19 protein-coding genes are annotated in these 21,383 nt (G+C 64.7%); 3 read left to right on the top strand and 16 right to left on the bottom strand.

Annotation, left to right across the window (positions count from 1 at the left end; all coding sequences use genetic code 11):
• Positions 1-63 precede the first annotated feature (63 nt).
• Genes CE_RS14240 through CE_RS14230 form a run of 3 tightly spaced genes read right to left on the bottom strand, consistent with a single transcriptional unit; the run spans position 64 to position 1,996 of the window.
• Positions 64-672: a DUF3618 domain-containing protein gene (locus CE_RS14240; RefSeq protein WP_006768752.1), complete on the bottom strand. Its 609-nt coding sequence runs from the start codon at positions 670-672 to the stop codon at positions 64-66.
• Complete coding sequence (locus tag CE_RS14235; RefSeq protein WP_006768753.1) at positions 669-1,175, bottom strand: phage holin family protein; 507 nt, start codon at positions 1,173-1,175, stop codon at positions 669-671. The genes CE_RS14240 and CE_RS14235 overlap by 4 nt, the downstream gene beginning before the upstream one ends.
• The gene (locus tag CE_RS14230; RefSeq protein ID WP_006768754.1) at positions 1,172-1,996 is read right to left on the bottom strand and encodes a hypothetical protein; all 825 of its coding nucleotides are present in this window, start codon (positions 1,994-1,996) and stop codon (positions 1,172-1,174) included. The genes CE_RS14235 and CE_RS14230 overlap by 4 nt, the downstream gene beginning before the upstream one ends.
• A gap of 391 nt (positions 1,997-2,387) precedes the next feature.
• Between CE_RS14230 and CE_RS14225 the strand changes: the two genes are divergently transcribed.
• Positions 2,388-3,911: an FAD-dependent oxidoreductase gene (locus CE_RS14225; RefSeq protein WP_231295077.1), complete on the top strand. Its 1,524-nt coding sequence runs from the start codon at positions 2,388-2,390 to the stop codon at positions 3,909-3,911.
• Positions 3,912-3,924: 13 nt separating this feature from the next.
• Here the strand turns inward: CE_RS14225 and CE_RS14220 are convergent, their stop codons facing one another.
• Entirely contained in the window at positions 3,925-5,034 is a 1,110-nt protein-coding gene (locus CE_RS14220) for a glutamate--cysteine ligase 2 (protein WP_006768756.1), read from the bottom strand.
• 169 nt (positions 5,035-5,203) lie between these two features.
• Between CE_RS14220 and CE_RS14215 the strand changes: the two genes are divergently transcribed.
• On the top strand, positions 5,204-6,196 hold the full coding sequence (locus tag CE_RS14215; RefSeq protein WP_006768757.1) for an NAD(P)/FAD-dependent oxidoreductase: 993 nt from the start codon (positions 5,204-5,206) through the stop codon (positions 6,194-6,196).
• 79 nt (positions 6,197-6,275) lie between these two features.
• On the opposite strand, the gene CE_RS14210 is transcribed toward CE_RS14215, so the two are convergent.
• The 5 genes from CE_RS14210 to CE_RS14190 form a co-directional block, all read right to left on the bottom strand.
• The gene (locus tag CE_RS14210; RefSeq protein WP_143758482.1) at positions 6,276-6,869 is read right to left on the bottom strand and encodes a hypothetical protein; all 594 of its coding nucleotides are present in this window, start codon (positions 6,867-6,869) and stop codon (positions 6,276-6,278) included.
• Positions 6,870-7,090: 221 nt separating this feature from the next.
• Positions 7,091-8,002 carry a hypothetical protein gene (locus CE_RS14205; protein ID WP_006768759.1) on the bottom strand — a complete coding sequence of 304 codons (912 nt, stop codon included), beginning with the start codon at positions 8,000-8,002 and terminating at the stop codon, positions 7,091-7,093.
• A complete protein-coding gene (locus CE_RS14535; protein ID WP_143758481.1) occupies positions 7,999-8,727 on the bottom strand; it encodes a hypothetical protein in 729 nt (242 codons plus the stop codon). Before CE_RS14535 ends, CE_RS14205 begins: the two co-directional genes overlap by 4 nt.
• 648 nt (positions 8,728-9,375) lie before the next feature.
• On the bottom strand, positions 9,376-10,695 hold the full coding sequence (gene trpB, locus CE_RS14195) for a tryptophan synthase subunit beta (protein ID WP_006768763.1): 1,320 nt from the start codon (positions 10,693-10,695) through the stop codon (positions 9,376-9,378).
• 233 nt (positions 10,696-10,928) lie between these two features.
• Positions 10,929-11,909, bottom strand: coding sequence for a bile acid:sodium symporter family protein (locus tag CE_RS14190; RefSeq protein ID WP_006768764.1), 981 nt, complete (start codon positions 11,907-11,909; stop codon positions 10,929-10,931).
• A 591-nt stretch (positions 11,910-12,500) separates the two neighbouring features.
• Between CE_RS14190 and CE_RS14185 the strand changes: the two genes are divergently transcribed.
• Complete coding sequence (locus tag CE_RS14185; protein WP_173362586.1) at positions 12,501-13,604, top strand: NADH:flavin oxidoreductase/NADH oxidase; 1,104 nt, start codon at positions 12,501-12,503, stop codon at positions 13,602-13,604.
• Between the two features lie 72 nt (positions 13,605-13,676).
• Here CE_RS14185 and CE_RS14180 read toward each other — a convergent pair whose 3' ends face one another.
• The 7 genes from CE_RS14180 to trpD all read right to left on the bottom strand — a co-directional run bounded on the left by CE_RS14180 (position 13,677) and on the right by trpD (position 21,368).
• Complete coding sequence (locus tag CE_RS14180; protein WP_006768767.1) at positions 13,677-14,060, bottom strand: Rieske (2Fe-2S) protein; 384 nt, start codon at positions 14,058-14,060, stop codon at positions 13,677-13,679.
• Between the two features lie 105 nt (positions 14,061-14,165).
• Positions 14,166-15,764, bottom strand: coding sequence for a hypothetical protein (locus CE_RS14175; protein WP_006768768.1), 1,599 nt, complete (start codon positions 15,762-15,764; stop codon positions 14,166-14,168).
• Positions 15,761-16,645 (bottom strand): ABC transporter ATP-binding protein, encoded by an 885-nt coding sequence (locus tag CE_RS14170; RefSeq protein ID WP_173362585.1) that lies wholly within the window; start codon positions 16,643-16,645, stop codon positions 15,761-15,763. The genes CE_RS14175 and CE_RS14170 overlap by 4 nt, the downstream gene beginning before the upstream one ends.
• 157 nt (positions 16,646-16,802) lie before the next feature.
• Entirely contained in the window at positions 16,803-17,645 is an 843-nt protein-coding gene (gene trpA, locus CE_RS14165) for a tryptophan synthase subunit alpha (protein ID WP_006768770.1), read from the bottom strand.
• Positions 17,645-18,901, bottom strand: coding sequence for a tryptophan synthase subunit beta (gene trpB, locus CE_RS14160; RefSeq protein WP_006768771.1), 1,257 nt, complete (start codon positions 18,899-18,901; stop codon positions 17,645-17,647). The genes trpA and trpB (CE_RS14160) overlap by 1 nt, the downstream gene beginning before the upstream one ends.
• Positions 18,902-18,928: 27 nt before the next feature.
• A complete protein-coding gene (gene trpCF, locus CE_RS14155; RefSeq protein WP_035109209.1) occupies positions 18,929-20,353 on the bottom strand; it encodes a bifunctional indole-3-glycerol-phosphate synthase TrpC/phosphoribosylanthranilate isomerase TrpF in 1,425 nt (474 codons plus the stop codon).
• On the bottom strand, positions 20,340-21,368 hold the full coding sequence (gene trpD / locus CE_RS14150; protein WP_006768773.1) for an anthranilate phosphoribosyltransferase: 1,029 nt from the start codon (positions 21,366-21,368) through the stop codon (positions 20,340-20,342). The genes trpCF and trpD overlap by 14 nt, the downstream gene beginning before the upstream one ends.
• Positions 21,369-21,383: the final 15 nt, after the last annotated feature.

The following is a 21,383-nucleotide window of genomic DNA, read 5'->3' as shown; positions in this document are numbered from 1 at the left end:
CGAGGGGGCAGTTCACCGAACTGCCCCCTCGGGCGGCGATGATGCATCGGTGACTATACGCACCTAGGAGTTCTGCGCTTCGTCCTTCACGTGCTGCGCGGCCTGCTGGGTGTCGTCCTTGAGGGTGGAGGCATGGTGCTTTCCCTCCTCCTGGACGTTCTGCACACTGGAACGACCGGTGTCCTGCAGGGTCTGGGCTGCTTCCTGTGCCTGTGGCTTGAGGTGCTCACCCATCTCCTGGGCGGTGCTCTTGGCCTCCTCGACGAGGGGCTCGGCCTTGTCCTTCAGCGTAGCCGCGGCTTCCTGCTCCGGCTTGCTGGCGGGCATCATGGAGCCGATGAGCCAGCCGGCGCCGAGGGCGATGAGTCCCGCGGCGAGCGGGTTGCCCCGGGTGCGCTGCTTGACCTGTGCGGGAGCGTCATGGACCACCTCACCTGCCCGGTCCTTGGCATCCTGCGCATAGGCCTTGGCATCATCGAGGGTGCGGTGATCGTCATCGGGGCTGCCCATTATCGATTCCTGGAAACCGCGAACCTTGTCACGGATCTTGTCGGTCTGACGGTCAACAACCTTATGGGGGTCGACCTTCTCCGCCAGGGCATCAACATCGCGGCTGAGCTCGTGGCGGGTACGGTCGATGTCGGCTCGGATCTGATCAGGATTGTCGCTCATGGTGTCTCCTTGTTCGGGTTCAATGTCGGTGGGATTTCCTGCACACTCTCCTGGGTTTGGGGAAGGCCTTTCACCTGCTCCAGGCGCTTCTTCCCCACGGCGCCGAGCACCGCGGCGATAATCGCCCAGAGAATGGCCACGATCAGCGCGGCCCAGCCCAGGTTCATCACATTTCCGAGGGCCCACGTCAGGGCCAGGGACAAAAACATCAGGACAAAGAATCCGCCCACGGCTGCACCGGCGAGCATTCCCGCCCCGGCACCGGCCTCCTTGGCGGACTCGGTTGCCTCCGCCTTGGCCAGTTTGATCTCCTGACGGATCAGGGTGGAGAGCCGTTCCGCCAGTCCGGAGAACATCTCGCCGAGGGATTCATTGCGGGCGCGGACCTCTGCCTCGGTGTCCGGTGCCCGGGTGGAACCCGCGATGGGTTCAGTCAGGTGCGGGTCGGGGTACGATCTCGCCGTTGGGGTGGCTCTGGTTGGATCCACTGGGCTGGAACTCATAGTCGACCTCCCCGGGTGTTTGGATCGGTGAGATCGTCAGGCAGTCCCCCACCGAGTGGGTCGGGACGTCCGGCAAGTGGGTCCGGGTGTCCACCGAGTGGCAGGTCGGGGTTGGTGCCAGCAGCCCCCGGAGTGCCCGGGGTGGTTCCGGGAACCGTACCCGGAACCGTGCCCGCAGCCGCGCCGGGTGCGGTACCCGGGTAGTCGGCGGGGGCAACACCGGACACGGGATCGACCAGACCCGGCTCTACCGGAGGCACTACCGTCTGGGTTGGATGAAGGCCGGTGTTGGAGATACCGGACTTGGGCTGGGACGGTGTGGTGGTCGGGGTATCATCGTCGCGGTCGGAGAGGCCACGGGTGAAACGGCCGGCGACAATGCCGATACCAGCGGCGATGGCCAGGAAGGTGCCGGGGCGGCGGGCGGCGAAACGACGGACGTCGTTAAGCAGCTCCTTCGGCTCCTTGTTCTCCAGCTGGGTGGTGAACTGCTGGGCGCGGTCGGCGGCCATGGAGATGAATTGGTTGACCATGTCCGACTCTGCGCGCTCCCCACGGGCCAGACGGGACAGATCATCGGTGATGGTGCGGGACTGCTCCGCAATGCGCTTCTGCTGGGTGGAGGCCTGGGTATTAACTTCCTCCAGTGCCGAATCCGTCAGAGAGCGAGCCTGCTTCATGGCCTCGTCCTTGACGTTGGCAGCTTCCTCCTTGGCGGTGCCAGCTACCTGTCCGGCGGCGTCGAAAGCCTTGTCCTTGACATTGGCGGCTTCATCTTTGGCAGCGCCGGCTGTGCGAGTGTTATCCGGGTTCGTTGTCATCGGGTCATCCTTACGATCATCAATCCTGGAAATCTTCTTGCCTGGCCGAGCGTATAGAAACTTCCGGGTGTGTGACACGACACAAATCCTGCGCTAGCCTGTGGATCGTGGTAGCTAATTTGAGGGAAAGCTGAGAGGGGCCATCCCCCTTGCAGGGCTCTGACCAGGGCTTTTCTTCGGAAGTGGCGGGCGCAGGTTCCGTCCCCCTGACATGAAAAAAATTATTGATATTCCCCCCGCCCGCCCCACTTAGTCCTGCATCTAAATGGCGCCAGGGTCATCCGGGGTGCCGCTTTACGCCTTTCGGAGCGCGGTCCTGCGGGGCCCGGCTGACTGTCGTGCCCTCTCTCACCCCCAGCATGTGACGGCCATCATAGGTAGCATCGGGCCCATGACTGCTCAAGCACATCAGGCCAGGCATGCATCCCTGTGGCAGGAGGACGCTGTCTCGCAGGACTTCCCGGCACTTGAAGGTGACCGTTCATTCGATGTGGCTGTGGTGGGAGGTGGGATCACCGGGATGACCACCGCCCTGCTGCTCGCCCGTGAGGGCAGGTCGGTGTGTCTGATCGATCAGAACAAGGTGGGTACCGGTACCACCGGGTACACCACCGGCAAGGTGACCAGCCAGCATCATCTGACCTATGCGCGCATCACCAAGACCCACGGCCATGATGGCGCCCGGGTCTATGCCCAGGCGATGGAGGCCGCCAAGGAGCAGGTCGCGGGTTTTGTCGATGAGGGCATTGACTGCGATTTCCGGCGCCGGTCCTCGATCATCTACGCCACCAACTCCGGTGAGCGGAAACAGCTGGAGGAAGAGACCAAGGCCGCGCAGCAGGCCGGTCTGCCTGCGTTCTTCGATGAGTCGGTGGCGCTGCCCTTCCGCACCCGCGGTGGCATGCGTTTTGATAACCAGGCTGAATTCCATGCGGGGCGCTATATGGATGGCCTCACCCGACTGGCCACCGAGGCCGGGGTGGAGATCTTCGAGAACACCCGTGGCACCGATGTCGACGAGTCCGGGGGCGGGTGCGTTGTGCACACCCCGAACGGTCTGATCCGGGCCGACCATGTTGTGGTGGCCACCCTCATGCCCTTCCTCGATCGTTCCCTCATGTTCGCCCGGGCGTACGCCTCCCGGTCCTATGTGGTCACCGCGCGTATCCACAACCCCCTCCCCGATGCCAGCTTCATGGCGGCCGGGGCACCGCAGTACTCCATCAGGTCGGTGCCCCACGACGGTGGTGAACTGCTCATGGTCCTGGGTGAGAGCCACAGCACGGGTTCGCCGAAGGCGCAGCCGGAACGCTATGACAAGCTGGGCGATTTTGTGAACCGGCACTGGAATGTCGAGTCCTTCGAGCACCGGTGGTCCTCCCAGGACTACATGCCGGATGACCACGTCCCCTATATCGGCCCGGTCAACGCCCGTTCCAGCCGGGTGTTCGTGGCCACCGGCTTCAAGAAGTGGGGTCTGACCGCCGGCACCCTCGCCGGGATGCTGCTTACCGACGCCATCTCCGGCCGCCCCAACCCCTGGGCGGATCTGTTCACCACCACCCGGGTCAAGGCGCTGGCCGCCGCACCGAAATTCCTCACAGCCAACACCCGTGTGGCGGTCCGCATGGTGGGTGACCGGGTCCTCAGCCTGAAACAACCGGATATCACCGAGCTCCAGCCGGGTGAGGGTGGGATCGTCAACTCCTGTGGCAAGAAGGTCGCCGGCTACCGCGATGAGGCGGGAAACCTCCATGCGGTGTCCAGCACCTGCACCCACCTCGGATGCCAGGTCGCCTGGAACGGTGCCGAACGGACCTGGGACTGCCCCTGCCACGCCTCACGGTTCACCGTCGACGGTGAGGTGCTCAACGGTCCGGCCACCCGGACCCTGCCGCCGCGTCGCACGCCCTGATCAGGGGGTGCGGTTATCTCCGGTGGGTGATGTCGAGGGCGGTGGTGATGACGTCGACAAGCCTGCCCCGCGCCGCGTACGCCGCGCGCTGACGGCGGGCACCGGTCCCCTCACGCAGGATGTCCGCCACCGTCGCCTCGACCACTTCCAGCTCCCCGTACTCGCTGAGCACCGGACGGAGATAACTGAGGAAGCCGGCGAGCACCTCCGCGGCGGGTGCGGGTTGGCCGGTGGCCTGATCGATCAGCTCCTCCTCCGTTCCGTACCGGCTGGCCCGCCATGACCAGAGTTGCAGCACCGAGGCGGGCACGTCAGGTGCGGGCATACCCGCCGCCCACTCCCGCGCCACCGTCTCCACCAGGGCGCGCACCAGCGTGGCGATCACCGCGGTGTGCTCGGCCTCCAGGCACACATCCGCCACGCGGATCTCGACGGTGGGATGATGTTCGCACACCCGGGCATCGAAGTAGAGCATGCCGGGATCCAGCGGGACCCCGGCGCTCAGGAGCGCAGCCCGGTGCTGTTCATAGGCATCCGCCGAACCGAACACATCGGTCGGTCCGGCGGTGGGCCACCGGTTCCACGCCTGATAACGGTAGGAGGCGAAATCAGTATCAAACCCCTGCCAGAACGGGGAATTCGCACTCAGAGCCAACACCACCGGCAACCACACCCGGACCCGGTCCAGCACCGCCACCGCCTCCGCCGGAGACTCCACCTGAACATGGATGTGGAAACCGCAGGTGAGCTGTTCCTTCACCGTGAACCCGAAGCGTTCACTGATCCGTTGATAACGGGGATTGGGCACCAGATGCGGGGAGATCGGACCCGGTGAGGTGGGCAGGGCAACCACGCGGCCCCCCACCCGGGAGGCGGCCGTGTCCGCCAGCGCCCGCCCGGCCCGGATCGTCTCCAGCTGGTCGGCGAGCGTGGTCTGGGGTGGGTAGGCCACCTCGAACTGCTCCTGCTGGAATTCCCTGGTGATCTCATATCCACCGGGATCGGTGCCCGTCGCTTCGTGGGCCTCGGTGTGCAACTGGACGGCCCTGTCCCCGGCGGGCAGCGGAGAAAAGGTCACTGCGTCCACCAGCAGCAGTTCTTCCTCAACTCCGAAAGTGCGCATAGACCCATCTTGCCTGTTGGTGCCAACCCACGGCAATGGTTTCAATATCTTTCCCTCCCCCTCCGGCCCAGGGGTGGCGCGGCGACGGCAGCAGGTCCGTTTCCGGTTGTGCCGTACAGTGGGGCCCCACGCCGAACCGCGAACCCCACCACCGTCTGGAGACCCCGTCATGAGCATTGACCTTCCCCCTGATGTGGATGTCCTCGTGGTCGGGGGTGGGCCCGCCGGGTTATCCGCCGCCACCTGGCTCGGCCGCTACCAACGCTCCACCCTGGTTGTCGATGCCGGGAATCAGCGCAACCTGCCCGCCCAGTATGCCCACGGCCTGCTGGGGCGTGATCCCACCACCGCCCGGGAACTCCTCGCCGACGCCCGCGCCGGATTGGAACAGTATCCACATGTGCTGCTGCGTCAGGGTACGGTCACCGGCCTCAGTCGTAGTGGGGACGGATTATTCCGCGCGGTGATCGAGGGGATGGACGCTGATGGGATGGTCGAGGTCAGCGCTCAGCGAATCGTCCTGGCCAGCGGGGTGCGGGACCGTTTCCCCAAGGTCGCCGGGTTCCATGACCACTATGGCCGGGATGTCTTCCACTGTCTGGCCTGTGATGGTCTCACGGCCCGGGGGCAGACGGCGATCGTGCTGGGTTCCGGGCCGCATGTGCCCGCTTATGCCGCGGAGGTGCTCGAATGGGCGGGCGCGGTCCGCATCATCGCCGAGAATGCGGAGGCTTTCACACAGGGGCAGCGGTCAATGCTGGGTTCCCATGGAATTGAGGTGGTGGACGGCCCCGCCGAGGCGTTCATCGGCAAACCCGGTGCGCTGGAGGGGGTGCGCCTTGCCGGTGGTGAGGTGGTTGAGGGCAGCACGGTGTTCTTCTCCTACGCCCACCACCCCGCCAATGACCTCGCCCGGCAGCTGGGGTGCAATCTTGATCATGAGGGCCAGCCGGTGATCAACGGGTACCAGCTCACCAGCGTGGAGGGTGTCTACGCTGCTGGCGATATCATCGCCGGGTGGCAGCTCATCCCGATCGCGATGGGTACGGGCACCGCGGCGGGTCTGGCCTGCGCCACCTCTCTGCGCGGGCATGCCACCGCCGCGATGGCGCCTGACCCAGCCCCGCCGACGGGTCTGTTCAAAGCCCACGAGTCTGCTTGACGACGCTCCCCTCCCGCACCTCTCCAGGTTACGTGCGGGAGGTGGGGGCAATGTTTCACGTGAAACATTGGGGAAGCCTTTAGTACATCACCCACGCGGAGGGGAAACTCTTCTGGGCGATGACTGCCCCACCCTGGGTGACCTCCACTCCACCACCGACAACCTCGATGATGGACGGGGAGGCGTTGACATAGAATTCGCCCGTCGCCGGATTGGAGCGCGCCGGGTCCACTGTTGCAGTGAGGGTGCCTCCGAAGATGTTGGAACGGTAGGTCATCTGCCCTCCGCCCTCGCACACGGTGATCCACGCGTCGCTGTCGCGGCCGGCGTAGATGAGGTTCTCATTTCCGCGACACCGCGTGGCGGAATTGTCGATCCAACCGGTCGCGGTCAGGCCCGCCTGCTGCGCGGCCGGGGGAATCACCGCGACCGGAGGTTGTGGGGTGGTGCTCCTCTCGACGGAGCGGGCGGAGGACTGAGATGTGGTGGGGGCTGCCGTCTCCAGGGTGCTGGGCGTCGGGGCCACAGTGACAGTACTGCGCTCGGTGGCGCTGGGTGCCTCCGGCTGAGTTGTCACGACCACCGTGACCGTGTCCGGGCTGGCGGTCTCCGCGACCGTGGAATCCCCCGGGCGTCCACCGATGAACAACCATGCAAGAACGGCGATGACCACGAGACTGAGAAGTATGATCAACCCGATGAGGAGCCCGCTGGTTTGGTTTTTTCCAGGGGGTGTCGTGGGCTGCGGATGTGCATCCTGGGGATTGTCCCATGGGTTCTGCATCCCGGGGGTGTGATGTTCATGGCCGGGTTGGTCGGGTGAACTATCCCAGGGGTTGGTCATGGTGCTTCTCGATCTCTCAGATGTGCTGTGGGTGAAGTGATGCGGGGAATCTAGCAGGCGGTGGTGGGTGCCTGTGCCAGCGCTGGCTGCACAGTGGATATTAGCGTGTCGGCCATGGCCTGAGCATCTGCGAAGGAGCCCGATCCGGGCCTGGCGATTATGGCCAGCGCTGTGGTCTGGCCACTTGCCGGGTCGGTGCTCAGCCCGAACTGGCGGATGCTGTAGGCCCCGTCGGGTTGCGGACCCCACCCACCCTTGAATCGCGCACCGGGGAGTCGCCCTATCCCCCACGACTGACCCGGCTCCACCATCGCCATGTGCTCCAGCACCGGTTCGCTCCCGCTGATGCACCCGAGGGTGGCGGCAAAACGCGCCTGATCAGTAGGGCTCCACATGGCCTGACCGAAAGAACTGAAACCATCCCGTGTGACTGCCGTGTTGACAGTGACATCGTTCCTGCCCTCCCGCAGGATGTCGGTTGTCGCCTGGCCAGCCTGTTCCGGGGTGCCCAGTGATGCCCACAGTGCTTCGGCGGCGTTGTTATCTGACCACTGGATCGCTGCGGTGACATTTGCGGTCTGGGCCGGATCCTGGCGCAGCGCTGCGATAGCGATGGGCACCTTGATTGTGGACCATGCAGCGGCGGCGCTCATATCACCGGCCGTCACTTCCGTGGATCCATCGGAGACGGCGATGCCTGCCGTCCCGCCGTGCACCGCGATCGTCTGATCAACCGCACCCTGCAGTGCCTGTGCCAGGGACTCCCCCTGCTGCGGTTCTTCCGCCGGCAGCATGGGCACCTCGGCGGCGGGTGGTGAGGTGGGGGTGCTGGTGATCGTCACCGTGGAGGTCGGTGGCCCCGAGCTCCCGGAGGTGTCGGTGGTGTCGATGGTGCAACCACTCAGCACCACTGAGGCAGTTAGTGCGGCCCCCCAGAACCGGAGCCGGGAACCGGGGATCATGAGATGTAGACAACCGCGTTGTTACCACCGGTGCAGGTGACATAGTCACCGTTGTCGGTGCAGTTCATGGAATAGGACAACCCCGTCACCGGGCTGTAGGCCGTGATCGTCCCGGTGGTCTGGCCGGTCGCCAGGTGATAATCGACGAAGGCGACCCGGACCTGCTGGGCGAATTCCTGACTGGTCACGCTGCTGCCGGTATACACATTGTCGAAATTGCCGTCCGGGTTCCCAGCACGGGCTGATGCGTTGGCTGCGAAGGCAGAGGCGGGCAGGGAGGCACGGGATGGTCGGGCCACCTCCTGCTCCACCGGCGCTGCTGGTGGTGCATCCACCCTCTCCTCCTCCGGGGCAACGACGATCTCGGTGACGATGACGGGTTCCCCGGTATCCGTGGCCCCGAAGGACAAGATCCCGGCCTGACGGGCAATGACCGCGCCGGCAGCGATGAGGGCAAGCAGGAGGGCAACGATGATCACGGGCAGTATCCACCCGTTGTTGCGTGTGGTCTGCGCCTGGTAGGAACCCGGTCCCTGGTACGAAGCATGAGCAGCGCCCTGCACATTCTGCCCGGCAACCGGCGGGAATGATGTCGTTTCCGGGTTGCTTTCCCAGGGATTACGGGGCGCGGAACCAGCAGACCACGGATTCGGCGCACCGGAGGAACCCTCCGCAGGGTCGGAGGGTTGGTTGGGGTCGGGTGCCCATGGGTTCTGTTGCGTCATCGCCCTATCCTTTAATCTCGAAGCCAGCCGTGTCAAAGGATTATCTCATCTGATATGAGGCGAACTCCACCCTATCCACTATATCGGGGTCGCTCCCCCGTGCAGGGTGAGTCGGGCGTCGACAAGCTCCCTGGGCAGCAGTCACGCCCCGTTTGCCCGGGAGGAGTACGCATTGTCCGCCAGTACCCGCGCGGGTCGACACCACGGCCGACCACGGCCCGGGATGGATACCCGGATTCTGTCGAGTGCCGGCACCATCTGAGGATCATTACTTGCCTGGCCAGGGGTGATCAGAAACGACCGCGCCCCACAGCCGACATCGATGCCCACATGGATCTTCGTCGACCACCCACCACAGGATCGTCCGAACCCATGATCAGCAGGCTCTCCTGGGTGCCGGGCAGGACTATCATTTCCTGCGCCAGCGGCATGAACGTTGCCCCGGGCGGCGGTGGAATCGACACTGACCTCCCAGAGAGTTGTCCCTGCTCCTGGGCGTGGGTAAGCAGCCGGGTGTGGACATCCTGCCACACCCCGCTAGCCCGGAGTCGGACGAAGAGATAGTAGGCCCGCCACCAGGGACCATAGCGCTGAGGGAACGTCCCGCCAGGGGCAGCCGGTGCGGATTCGCCAAGAAGACGCCGTTGACTAGGCCGTATCTGCCTGCGGGGTGAGCTCCTCCAGCACACCCAGGACATCAACCTCGGTGAGCACATCGGTGGCCGGGTCCAGGGCGGCGTGATCACCGAGGAGCTGGCGCACATAGGCGACATCCTTGTCGCCACGACCGGAGAGATTGACCAGGATGTTGATCGGTTCGGTGGCCTCGGCAGCCATCTTGAGGGCGTGGGCCAGCGCATGGCTGGATTCCAGGGCGGGGATGATGCCCTCATAACGGGAGAGCATGCGGAAAGCCTGCAGGGCCTCGGCGTCGGTGGCGCCCACGTACTCAGCGCGACCGGTGTCCTTGAGGTGGGCGTGCTCCGGGCCCACACCGGGGTAATCCAGACCGGCGGAGACAGAATGGGAGTTGCGGAGGTTACCGTCCTCATCGAGCAGGGCGTAGGAGTTTGATCCGTGCAGGTGCATGGTCCGACCCTCGTGGATGGGCGCGCCATTGAGGTCTGTATCCAAACCGTAGCCGGCAGGTTCCACACCGATGAGGCGGACCTTCTCATTGCCGGGCTGATCCTCCAGATATTGGGCGAACGCACCGATGGCGTTGGAACCACCACCCACGCAGGCGACCACGGCATCAGGCAGCGCACCGGTGCGCTCCAGCATCTGCTCACGGGACTCCCGGGAGATCACCGAGTGGAACTTCTTGACCAGGGTGGGGAACGGGTGCGGGCCCGCGGCGGTGCCCAGCAGGTAGTGGGTGTCCTCCAGGTTGTTCACCCAGTCGTTGATGGCCACATCGATTGCGGAGCTCAGGCCGTTGCCGGACTGCTCATCCACCGCGACCACCTCCGCACCCATCAGTCGCATGCGGTAGACATTCGGCTGCTGACGGGCGACATCCTTGGCACCCATGTAGACGGTGCACTTCATCCCGAACAGAGCTGCCACCATTGCGGTGGCGGTGCCATGCTGACCGGCGCCGGTCTCCGCGATGAGACGGGTCTTACCCAGGCGCTTGGCCAGCAGTGCCTGCCCGATGGTCTGGTTGCCCTTGTGCGCACCACCGTGGACCAGATCCTCCCGCTTGAGGAAGATCCGCGCGGTACCCCTCCCCTGCCCCTCGAGCGGCAGGTTGGCGCACTCGGTGATCGGGGTGGGGCGGCCGAGGTAATTGGTGTAGAGATCATCCAGTTCCTGCTGGAACGTGGGATCCTCCAGGGCCTCCACATAGGCCCGCTCCAACTCATCGAGCGCCGGGAGGAGAACCTCCGGGACGAACTGTCCACCATATTCACCGAAGTAGGCGTCAAGGAGGGTCTGGCGGGTAGGGGTTGCTGGCGTTGTCATGGTGTGGAGGCTTTCTGGGAAACAGTCACGGGAAACAATCATGGGGGGCAACTGGTGGGGTACACCTTCAGCAAAAACCGTAACACCAGGTGGTGGGTGAGGAGGAAAAACGGGGGGTGTCAGGCGTCGACAAGCTATGGGGACGAGCAAGGGGCGCGCAAACGCAGAAACGGCAACCCCCACGTGGGTCGTGGGTGTTGCCGTGTGGAAATGGTGGTCGTCCTGGGTGGAATCTATGCGGAGGCGTGGGCCTTCTGCTCCTGCGCATCGCGGCCATAACGCGCGGCCAGCCAGGCACAGATCATGAGCTGGATCTGGTGGAAGATCATCAGCGGCAGGATGAGCAGACCCACATTCGCCCCGCCGAAGATGACCGCAGCCATGGGCAGGCCGGTGGCCAGGGACTTCTTGGTGCCGCAGAACTGGATGGCGATGGAATCACCGCGGTTGAAGCCGAAGCGCGTGGCGATGAACATGGACAGCCACAGCATCGCCACCACCAGCGCAATGGAGAACACAATGAGGAAGACGATCTCCCACACGCTGATCGTGTACCAGACACCCGCGACCATGCCGGCGGAGAACGCCGAGTAGACCACCATGGCGATGGATCCGCGGTCGACGATCTTGGTGGCCTTGTTCGCGGCGAACCCCTTGACCCACCGCCGGGCCACCTGGCCCAGGATGAACGGCAGCAACAGCTGGATGGAGATGTCCACGAACACCTGCAGATCCACCCCCGCCCTCCCACCGGAGGTCATGAGCAGCATCACCAGCAGCGGGGTGAAGAACACACCCGCCAGGTTCGACAGTGATGCCGCCACGATGGAGCCGGCGATATTGCCCTTCGCGATCGAGGTGAACGCTACCGACGACTGCACGGTGGACGGCACCAGCGTGAGGAAGAGGATACCCATGTAGAGATCCTCGGAGATGAAGAACAGCAGCGGCTCCAGGCCCACACCGATCACCGGGAAGATGACAAAGGTGATGGCGAGGATGGTCAGGTGGAGTCGCCAGTGCTTCAGACCGTTGAGGGCCTCCTGCGTGGACAGGCGTGCTCCATAGAGGAAGAACAACAGGGCGATGGCGATCTTCACCGCCACATCGAACCATTCGGCGAATGTTCCCCTCGCCGGCACGATGATGGCAATGATGACCGCCAGAATGATCAGGACGATTAACGGATCCAACCGTTTCAGGCGTGCAAGCATGTGGTTTAGTGTACGGCCCCCGCTGGTGACCGGTGGAGTGCGGCTGAGGGCATCCGGGATCCTTGCAGAGGGGGTCGCCCAGGCTCCCCCGTCCGAAGGTGATCCGGGTGCGTCATGTAGTGTTCACTTCAGTGCGTCAGAGGATTTGTCTGTGCATGCATCCAGCAGTTTGCAGGGGGCTGGTGGGTGATGTCGTTGATCGCGTAGGGTGAGTCCCGGGCCCGTCGTGGAGTTGGCGGACATGCTGATGGCGCCAGAAGTTCGGTGTTTTTGGTGAGGAAACCAATTATTGGATTCCCCCACTAAAGTATGACCTGCGGCAATGCCGAACAGGCAGTTCCCATGATTGGGTTTACATTCTGCAGAGATTCCCATAATGGGGTCGACCCACTTTTTATCCAATGGATAATCTATTTTCCTATTGTTGGTTGATCATTCTCTGTAGCGTTTATTTACGTCACTGTGATGTTGTGTGTCCATACTCCGGGGTAGTTTGGAAACTGCGATCGCTGGACGATTTTCACCCATTTTCACCATTTTTCTGTGCTCCCTGCTTCCCGCTGGGAGATCCGGTGGACTATCGTCGACATCATGACTTCACTCTTCTCCCCTCTCCAGCTCCGTGGCCTCACCGTCCGCAACCGGGTGTGGATGGCGCCCATGTGCCAGTACCAGGTGACCACCGGGGACGGCGTGCCCAATGACTGGCACCTGGTGCACTACGGTGCCCGCGCGGCAGGAGGCTTCGGGCTCATCATCGCCGAGGCCACCGGAGTGAGCCCCGAGGGGCGGATCTCCCCCGCCTGCACCGGACTGTGGAATGACGAGCAGGTGCACGCCTGGAAGCGCATCACCGACTTCGCCCACACCCAGGGGGCGCCGATGGGTGTGCAGCTCAACCACGCCGGACGTAAGGCGGGCACCTACCCGTGGCTTCCAGGCAATCCGAGCGGAACCGTCCCGGTGGCGGAGGGTGGTTGGCGGATCCTCGGCCCCAGCGCCGTGGCGCAGAAGGGGCTGGACGTGCCCGAGGAAATGACCCTGGCGGATATCCGGAAGGTGGTTGAGGATTTCGCCGCTGCTTCGCGCCGTGCTGTGGAAGCCGGGTTCGATTCCATCGAGATCCACGGTGCCCACGGGTACCTCCTCCACCAGTTCCTCACTCCCCTGGCCAACAAGCGCACCGACGATTACGGTGGCTCCTTCGACAACCGCACCCGCCTCATCCGCGAGGTGGTCACGGCCGTGCGCGCGACCATCCCCGAGGAGATGCCCCTTGTGGTGCGTTTGTCCGCCACCGACTGGATCGACGATGAGCCGTCCTGGGATGCGGATCAGACGGTTCGTCTCGTGGAGATCCTCAAGGGTCTGGGCGTGGATGCCGTGGACATCTCCACCGGCGGTGCCGCACCCGCCCGCATCCCGGTGGGCCCGGGCTACCAGGTCGACTTCGCCGCCCGGGTCAAGCGCGAGGTAGGCATCCCGACCTCCGCGGTCGGTCTCATCACCGAGCCCGCCCAGGCGCAGGAGCTTCTCGACGACGGGCTCGCCGACATCATCAGCCTCGGCCGGGCCGTCCTCCGCGACCCATCCTGGCCTCTGCGCGCGGCCCATGAACTGGGCCTGCCCAACGAGGAGATCCCCTACCCCGCGTCCTATTGGCGTGGTGTGTGGCCGGAGAAGGTGACGGTCTAAAGCCTCCGGGGCAGCTAGAAAAGAGGGCGATGTTTCACGTGAAACATCGCCCTCTACTTATTGCGCGGAGAATCAGACCACCGAGGCGCTCAGGGTATCTCCCTCCTGCGTGAGGTTCGCCTCGCGCAGACCCGAGGTGGCCGGCCCCGAGATGAGGGAACCATCCATGATGGAGAACTTGGAGTTGTGCTTGGTGCACGTCACCACATCACCCTCCACCTTGGTGATGAACTGTCCCTGGTGGGGGCATGCGGAGGAATAGGCCACGAACTCACCTTCGGTGGGCTGGGCGATGATGACCGAACCGAGGATCACCGCACTGCCCACCGGGACCTCGGTGGCTTCAATCTCCTTGGGTGGGTTGCTACCACACGCGGCCAGGAATGCCCCGGCGAAGGTGGTGGCGGTGCCCAGGAGGAAGGTGCGACGACTGCATGCTGGGAGGGATGTATTCATGCTCCCAGTATCACCCGTGCCTGCGCCAAGAACCAAGAGAAGACCCCCGGATGTCTGCAACACCACACTGCAGCAACACACCGGGGGTCCGGAAGGGCGGGTGGGTCAGCGGATCTCCCGGCGCTGCGCCCCGATCAGGCCGAGGATGATCCCGAGAATCCCGAGGCCGGTGAAGACGGCGAGTGTGCCCAGATTCTCCCCCGACGGGGTCATGGTGTGGGATAGTGGTGACAGGTCGATCTGCTCCGGGGTGAGCTCGAACAGCGGGCCCAGGATGGAGACCACGCCGGCGGTCACCACCGGAAGCCAGGACAGGTGGATGGCCCGCGGGAACCATCCGGCCAGGGCGGTTGCGATGCCGGTGAAGATGATGGTCTGCAGGAACATGGACCCACCCGAGGCGAGAACCAAGGCGTGCCCGTCCACCACCTCCCCATCCTGGAGTCGCAGGGCGATGAAACCGCCGAGGATGCCCAGCACCACGCACGCCACCCCGCTCAGCAGTGCCGTTGCGACGGCTCCCCACAGGGGCGCCCACCGGGGCGTGCCGACCGCACGCATGGCGTCGACAAGCCTAATGCGCTCCTGCCCCACATAGGTCACCAGTGGCTGCACGACCGCCACGGACACCATCACCGCCACCATCTGGAAGATGTAGACGATGAACTCACTCTGCAGATCCTCCGTGGGCATCAGCTGCTGGAGCACATTGAGGGTGGGGTCATTCTGCTCAATCAGTGGGATCAGCGAATCCACCAGTGGCAGGATGCAGACGATGATGACACCGGTGGTGACCGACCACGCGAGCACCGCACCCCGGTGGGTCAACAGGTTGAGTGAGAGTAGACCCCGGATGCGTCGTGGTGCCCGCTCCCGGGAGGTGCGCTGCGGGATGAGTGAGGAGTTGAAACCACGGCGGGTGTCCAACCCCAGGGCGATGAGCGTCAACGCCACCGCGATGCCCGCCGCGATCGCCAGGGCCGACCAGTCATCATCGGTGAAGGGCATGATCTGCGCGCGCCACCCCAGTGGGGAGATCCAGTTGAACACCGTCGCCGAGACTGAATCGTAGGCATCGGCGAACATCCGCACGAGGAAGGACACCGCCACGGCGAGCAGCCCCAGACGCGCGAGGTTGATCGGGTTGCCCCACAGTGCCTGCAGGATACTGGTCAGGCCGATGAAGGCGGACATGATCATGGTGGTCATCAGGCCGTAGGTGACGGCACCCTCGATGGAGATCTCATCGGTGCTGAGGTAGTGCAGGGCGATGAGGATGAGGATGCTGACCACGCCGACCATGAGTGCCACGAGGTGGGAGGCCACCAGTGCCGCGAGGATGATCTTCGAGCGCGGCAGCCCGGCCGACTGGATGAGTTCGGCCTCCCCCTTCGCCTCCGCCCCGCGGTGCATCGCGGTGATGAGCAGGACGGCCATGGCCGCGGCGAGCACCATCATCCACGCACCTGTCTCCCAGGTGGTGAACTGGCCGATGGTGCCCGGTTCGGGAAAGATGCCGTACATCGCGCGGGTGCCCATGTTGTCGCGCATCCCGTCGACAAGCCCCTCGCGGTCGGCGAGGGTGGGATAGTAACGCAGATAGGCCGGTGGGGTGAGAGCCAGGAATGCCCACAGGCCCAGGCTCCACCAGATGATGGTGGTGCGGTTCAGCCGGAGATTCAATCGGATCAGCTGGGTGGTCATGAGGTCTCCTGTCCGTAGTGGCGCAGGAAGATCTCCTCGAGGGAGGCCGGGGTGCTGATGATGTCCTGTCCCCCACCGTCGATGATCACCCGGAGGATCTCCGGCACGGAGGCCGCCTCGGTGGTCAGGCTGAGATGCTGGCCGTCGAAGTCGAGTTCCGGGTGGTTGCCCAGTTCGGGTGGGACGGCGGGGATGGTCGCGGTGATCCGGTGGGCGGAGATATGTCGGAGATAGCTCACCTCATTGGAGGCCACCGACTGGCCATCCTTGATCACCGTCACGTAATCACACAGCGTTTCCACCTCGCTGAGGATGTGGCTGCTGAGCAGAACCGATCCACCCCGGTCGCGGTAGTCGCGCACCTCCTTCACGAAGACGTTCTCCATGAGCGGATCCAGCCCGGAGGTCGGCTCGTCCAGGATGAGCAGTTCCGGCTCGGGTGCGAACGCGGCGATGAGACCTACCTTCCGTCTGTTGCCGGTGGAGTATTCACGGACCTTCTTGTCGGCATCCAGATGGAACACCTCGATCAGCTCATCCTCCCGGTCACGGTCGACGGGCAGACCCCGCAGCGCCTCCAGCGCGCGGAAGACCTCCCGGCCGGTGAGATTCGGCCACAGGGCTGCATCACCGGGAACATAACCGATCCGTTTGAGCACCGACGGGTGCTTGAGAGGGTTCTCCCCGAGCACCTCCACGGTGCCGGAGGTTGGCGTCAGCACCCCGATGAGGGTACGGATGGTGGTGGATTTCCCGGACCCGTTGGGGCCGAGGAAACCGTGGATACTCCCCCGCTCCACCGTGAGCGAGAGACCATCCACGGCCGCGAAGCGTCCGAATTTCTTGACCAAGTTCTGTACCTGAATTGCAGGAGGGCTCATGCTCTCCATTCAACCTGTTCCCGACCACGCACGGGAGATGCGTGACGACGCCCCCCTCCCCCAGCAGCCGGGGTGGGTGCCGGGAGCGCGGGCGCGCGGTGGGAAAGAAAAACCGGCGATGTTTCACGTGAAACATCGCCGGTGCAGTCCGGGTGGGTTACTGCTTCTTCGTCGCTGCCTTCATGGCAGAGATGAACTCGGTCAGTTCCTTCCGCAGGCCCTCGGGGTCCGTGATGGTGGAGGGGTTCGGGTGTTCACCCTCGCAGTGGGAGGCGATGATCTTGGTGATCGCGGAGCCGGTGATGGCTCCCGCGGCACCCGCTGCGATCGCATCCGCCACGTGCTTCGGGGAGGAAATACCGAAGCCCAGGAGGATCGGTGCGCCACCGAAACGCTTGATGTTGTCCACCACGTCCGTCAGGCCGGTGGTGGAGGATTCGCGCTCGGTGCCGGTGACACCGTCACGGGAGATGGCGTAGATGTAACCCTTGGAGGCTGCGCTGACACCCTCCAGGGTGGTCTCCGAGGCCTGCGCCGGGGCGATGAAGATGGGGTCGATGCCCGCGCCCTCGGCGGCCTGGATGAAGGGTGCGCCCTCGCGGACGGGGACGTCGGGCAGCAGGATGGAATCCGCACCGGCCTCGGCGAACTCGCGGTAGAACTTGTCCAGTCCGCGGGTGAAGGGCACGTTGCCGTAGATGAGCATGCCGATGGGGATCTCCGGGTAGGCCTCACGCACACGGGCGATCAGCGCCAGGCAGGAATCCACGGTGGAGCCACCATCGAGTGCGCGCAGGTGTGACTCGGCCACGGTGGGGCCGTCCGCAACCGGATCGGAGAACGGCACGCCGAGCTCCAGGGCATCCGCACCGGCCTCGATTGCGGTGGAGATGATCTGGAAGGAATCTTCCGGACTGGGGTCATTGAGCATGATGAAGGGGACGAAGGCCCCCTCCCCCGCCTCATCGAGACGGGTGAACATGTCGGTGTAACGGCTCACTAGCGCTCCTCCTCCTTGAGGATCAGTTCCGGCTTTTCTTCCAGGGTTCTACGGATGTGGTCGACGTCCTTGTCGCCACGGCCGGACAGCGACACCAGGATGGTGATCTGCTTGCCCTCCTCCTCGGCGAGCTTTGCGCGCTTGAGCGCATAGGCCAGAGCGTGGGAGGACTCCAGGGCAGCGATGATGCCCTCATAGCGTGCCAGGTACTGGAACGCTATGAGCGCCTCGGCGTCGGTGATACCGACATAGGTGGCGCGACCGGTTGAGTGGAGGTGGGCGTGCTGCGGGCCCACCCCGGGATAGTCCAGCCCGGCGGAGATGGAATAGGACTCCTCCACCTGTCCGTCGGAACTGCGCATGAGGAAGGACCGGGTGCCGTGCAGGATGCCGATCTGTCCATTGGTGATTGTGGCTCCGTGCTTGCCGGAATCCAGGCCCTCCCCGGCGGGCTCGGCGCCGACCAGTTCCACGCCCTCCTCATCGATGAAGTCCGCGAACATGCCGATGGCATTGGAGCCACCGCCGACGCAGGCGACGACGACATCCGGCATCTTGCCGGTGCGCTCGAGCATCTGCGCCTTGGCCTCCTCGGAGATCACCTTGTGGAATTCGCGCACGATCGTCGGGAACGGGTGCGGTCCGGCGGCGGTGCCCAGGAGGTAGTGGGACTCGTGGAAGGTGGCGGTCCAGTCGCGCAGCGCCTCATTCACGGCGTCCTTGAGGGTGCCGGAACCGGACTCCACGGGGATCACCTTCGCGCCGTGCAGCTGCATGCGGTAGACGTTGGGCTGCTGGCGGGCGACGTCCTTGGCACCCATGTAGACCACGCACTCCAGGCCGAGGAGGGAGCACGCGAGAGCGGTGGCGGTGCCGTGCTGGCCGGCACCGGTCTCGGCGATGATGCGCGTCTTGCCCATGCGCTTGGCCAGCAGTGCCTGACCGATCACCTGGTTGGTCTTGTGGGCACCGCCGTGCACGAGATCCTCGCGCTTCAAGAAGATGCGCGCATAACCCCTCCCCTGCCCCGGCAGCGGCAGGTTGGAGCATTCGGTCAGCGGGGTCGGGCGACCGAGGTAGTCGCGGAGGTAGGCGGCGAGCTCCTGACGGAACTCAGGATGGTTGGTGGCATCGACGAAGGCCTTCTCCAACTGATCCAGCGCGGGCAGGAGTGACTCGGCGACGAACTGTCCACCGAACTCACCGAAGTAGGCGGGCAACAGCGTGCTGCCGCCGAGGTTCTTGTTGTCAGTCATGGTGTCTATTTAACCCTTAGTAGTGGCCTAGTAATGGAAGGTGCGGATGGTGGAGAAGATCTTGAGGATCGCGCCGGCGTCCTTGGCGCCCGCCCACTCCCCTGCCCCGGCCGGGTACTCCACACCGGAGTTGATGTCCAGACCGCCGCAGCCCACGGAGAGGGCATCGGCCGCATTGCCCGGGGAGATGCCGCCGGCCAGCAGAGCGGAGGAACGGACCTCGGGCGGGATGGTGGACCAGTCGAAGGACTCGCCGCTGCCACCCTGGTGCGCATCGAGCACGAGACGGTTGACCTTGTCGGTCAGAGCCACGGCGATCTCCGGGCCGAGTTCGGAGGTCATCGACACCGCACGCCAAACCTCAACCTCGGGGCCGACCTCGGCGCGGACGGCGTCCACGAGAGCGAGTTCCGCGTCGACGGAATCCTGCAGTGGCGCGTGGATCTGGACGGCGGCGATGCCGTCCTGGATCAGTTCGCCGTACCCGGAGGTCCGGCGGCTGACCGCCACATAACGCAGACCGGGTTCCGCGGCGATGATCTTGGCGGATGTTTCACGTGAAACATTGCGGGGTGAGGCTTCCTCGAAGATGAGCCCGCCGTGGGTCGCACCGGCTGCCCGGGCCGTCTGGGCGGCGGTCGGTGAGGTCAGCCCGCACACCTTATTGGTGCCGTAGACCAGTTCCCGCGCGGCCAGTTCCACATCGGGCTGACCGGTCAGCTGGGAGCCCACGAGGAAGCCATGGGAGTGGCCACCGAGCTGGCGCACGGTCTCATTGTCGCGCACACCGGACTCGGAGATGAGCACCGCGTCGGCCGGGATGAGCTTGGCCAGACGCCCCGAGCGGTCGAGATCGATGGAGAGGTCGTGGAGGTTTCGGTGGTTGACGCCGAAGATCTTCGCACCCAGTTTGATGGCACGCTCCACCTCCTCCTCGTCGATCACCTCGGTGAGCACATCCAGGCCGAAGCGCTCGGCCTCGGTGGCGAGTTCGGTGTAGGCGGCGTCGTCAAGCACGGACAGCATCAACAGGATCGCGTCCGCTCCGTAGTAGCGCGCGGCGTGCACCTGCACCTTGTCGATCACGAAATCCTTGCACAGCACCGGCAGGTGCGTCGACGCGGAAACGGTCGCCAGGTGGTCATAGTCGCCGCCGAAACGGTCCGGTTCGCACAGCACGGAGATGCCGCTGGCGAAGCGGGAGTAGATCCGCGCGATGTCACCCGGCTGGTAGTGCTCACGGATCATGCCGAGCGAGGGGGACGCGGACTTGCACTCCATGATGAAGCGGGCCCCTCCCCTACCCTGGTTCAGGGAGTCATACAGTGAACGGGTCGATGCGGGCAGCGCCTCCACATCCACATGGGCGATGCGGGCGCGGATCTCCTCGAGGTGTCCACGACGACCCTCGACGATGCTCTCCAGAACGGTGGGCATGTTAGCCACGGTAATCAATCTCCTCGTGAGTCTTGAGCCAGTCGGCGACGGTGCCGTCATTGATGAGTGACAGTGCGTGGGCGGTGCCCTCGCGCAGGGAGTCCGCCTGGGAGTTCAGGTAGAACATCGCGCCCGCGTTCACAGCCACGGCGTTGCGGTGCGCGGCCGGGCCGGTCCCGTCGAAGATGGCGCGCATGTGACGGGCGTTCTCCACGCCGTCACCACCGACCAGATCGGTCAGGTCGCAGCGTTCCACGCCGAGTTCTTCCGGGGTGATCTCATAGGAGATGATCTCCCCGTCCGCCTTCAGCTCCCACACCTGGGTGGTGCCGTGGACCGCGATCTCATCGGTACCGGCGCCGTGGACCACCAGCGCGCGGGTGCGGCCGAGTTCGCGGAAGACCTCGGTGAGCATCTGGCCATGACGGGGGTTGGCCACGCCCATGATCTGGAACTCGGGGCGCACCGGGGACAGCAGGGGCCCCAGGACGTTGAAGATGGTGGGCACCTTCAGTGCCTTGCGCACCGGCTGTGCGTGGGCGATCGCCGGGTTGTAGGCCGGGGCGAACAGGAAGGTGAAGTTGGAGGCCTCGAACCAGCGCTGGGCGCGCTCCGGATCCAGATCCAGGGGGATGTTCAGGGCCTCCAGGACATCGGCGGAACCGGACTTGGAGGACACGGAACGGTTGCCGTGCTTGACCACCTTGAGGCCACCCGCGGCGGCCACGAGGGAGGCGCCGGTGGTGATGTTGATGGTGTTGGCACCATCGCCACCGGTGCCCGCGGTGTCCAGCACCCCGGTGCCCGGGACGGGGAACGGCCGGCCGGCGTTGAGGAAGGCCTTGGCGGCACCGGCGATATCGGCGAAGGTCTCACCACGGGTGCGGATGGTGGCCAGCAGGGCCGCGATGTGGACATCGTCGTATTCACCGATGGTCATCGGGGTGAACACCTCCACCGCCTCCTCAACGGTGGGGTTGGGGTTGTCCAGGTACCTGATCAGTACGGCCAGGGTTTCATCAGAGGTCATATGGGAAAAATCCTT

The sequence above is a fragment of the Corynebacterium efficiens YS-314 genome (assembly GCF_000011305.1).
Lineage (GTDB): Bacteria > Actinomycetota > Actinomycetes > Mycobacteriales > Mycobacteriaceae > Corynebacterium > Corynebacterium efficiens.
The sequence above is the reverse complement of the archived record's forward strand: the minus strand, read 5'-3'. Positions and strand labels throughout refer to the sequence as shown.

Excerpts from the sequence above, each read along its gene's own strand:
- CE_RS14185 (WP_173362586.1), top strand. The coding sequence starts at position 12,501 with ATGACTTCACTCTTCTCCCCTCTCCAGCTCCGTGGCCTCACCGTCCGC.
- CE_RS14535 (WP_143758481.1), bottom strand. The coding sequence starts at position 8,727 with ATGACGCAACAGAACCCATGGGCACCCGACCCCAACCAACCCTCCGAC.
- CE_RS14215 (WP_006768757.1), top strand. The coding sequence starts at position 5,204 with ATGAGCATTGACCTTCCCCCTGATGTGGATGTCCTCGTGGTCGGGGGT.
- CE_RS14175 (WP_006768768.1), bottom strand. The coding sequence starts at position 15,764 with ATGACCACCCAGCTGATCCGATTGAATCTCCGGCTGAACCGCACCACC.
- trpB (WP_006768763.1), bottom strand. The coding sequence starts at position 10,695 with ATGACAACGCCAGCAACCCCTACCCGCCAGACCCTCCTTGACGCCTAC.
- CE_RS14235 (WP_006768753.1), bottom strand. The coding sequence starts at position 1,175 with ATGAGTTCCAGCCCAGTGGATCCAACCAGAGCCACCCCAACGGCGAGA.
- CE_RS14190 (WP_006768764.1), bottom strand. The coding sequence starts at position 11,909 with ATGCTTGCACGCCTGAAACGGTTGGATCCGTTAATCGTCCTGATCATT.
- CE_RS14230 (WP_006768754.1), bottom strand. The coding sequence starts at position 1,996 with ATGACAACGAACCCGGATAACACTCGCACAGCCGGCGCTGCCAAAGAT.
- CE_RS14205 (WP_006768759.1), bottom strand. The coding sequence starts at position 8,002 with ATGATCCCCGGTTCCCGGCTCCGGTTCTGGGGGGCCGCACTAACTGCC.
- trpB (WP_006768771.1), bottom strand. The coding sequence starts at position 18,901 with ATGACTGACAACAAGAACCTCGGCGGCAGCACGCTGTTGCCCGCCTAC.
- CE_RS14180 (WP_006768767.1), bottom strand. The coding sequence starts at position 14,060 with ATGAATACATCCCTCCCAGCATGCAGTCGTCGCACCTTCCTCCTGGGC.
- CE_RS14220 (WP_006768756.1), bottom strand. The coding sequence starts at position 5,034 with ATGCGCACTTTCGGAGTTGAGGAAGAACTGCTGCTGGTGGACGCAGTG.
- CE_RS14240 (WP_006768752.1), bottom strand. The coding sequence starts at position 672 with ATGAGCGACAATCCTGATCAGATCCGAGCCGACATCGACCGTACCCGC.
- trpD (WP_006768773.1), bottom strand. The coding sequence starts at position 21,368 with ATGACCTCTGATGAAACCCTGGCCGTACTGATCAGGTACCTGGACAAC.
- CE_RS14170 (WP_173362585.1), bottom strand. The coding sequence starts at position 16,645 with ATGAGCCCTCCTGCAATTCAGGTACAGAACTTGGTCAAGAAATTCGGA.
- CE_RS14225 (WP_231295077.1), top strand. The coding sequence starts at position 2,388 with ATGACTGCTCAAGCACATCAGGCCAGGCATGCATCCCTGTGGCAGGAG.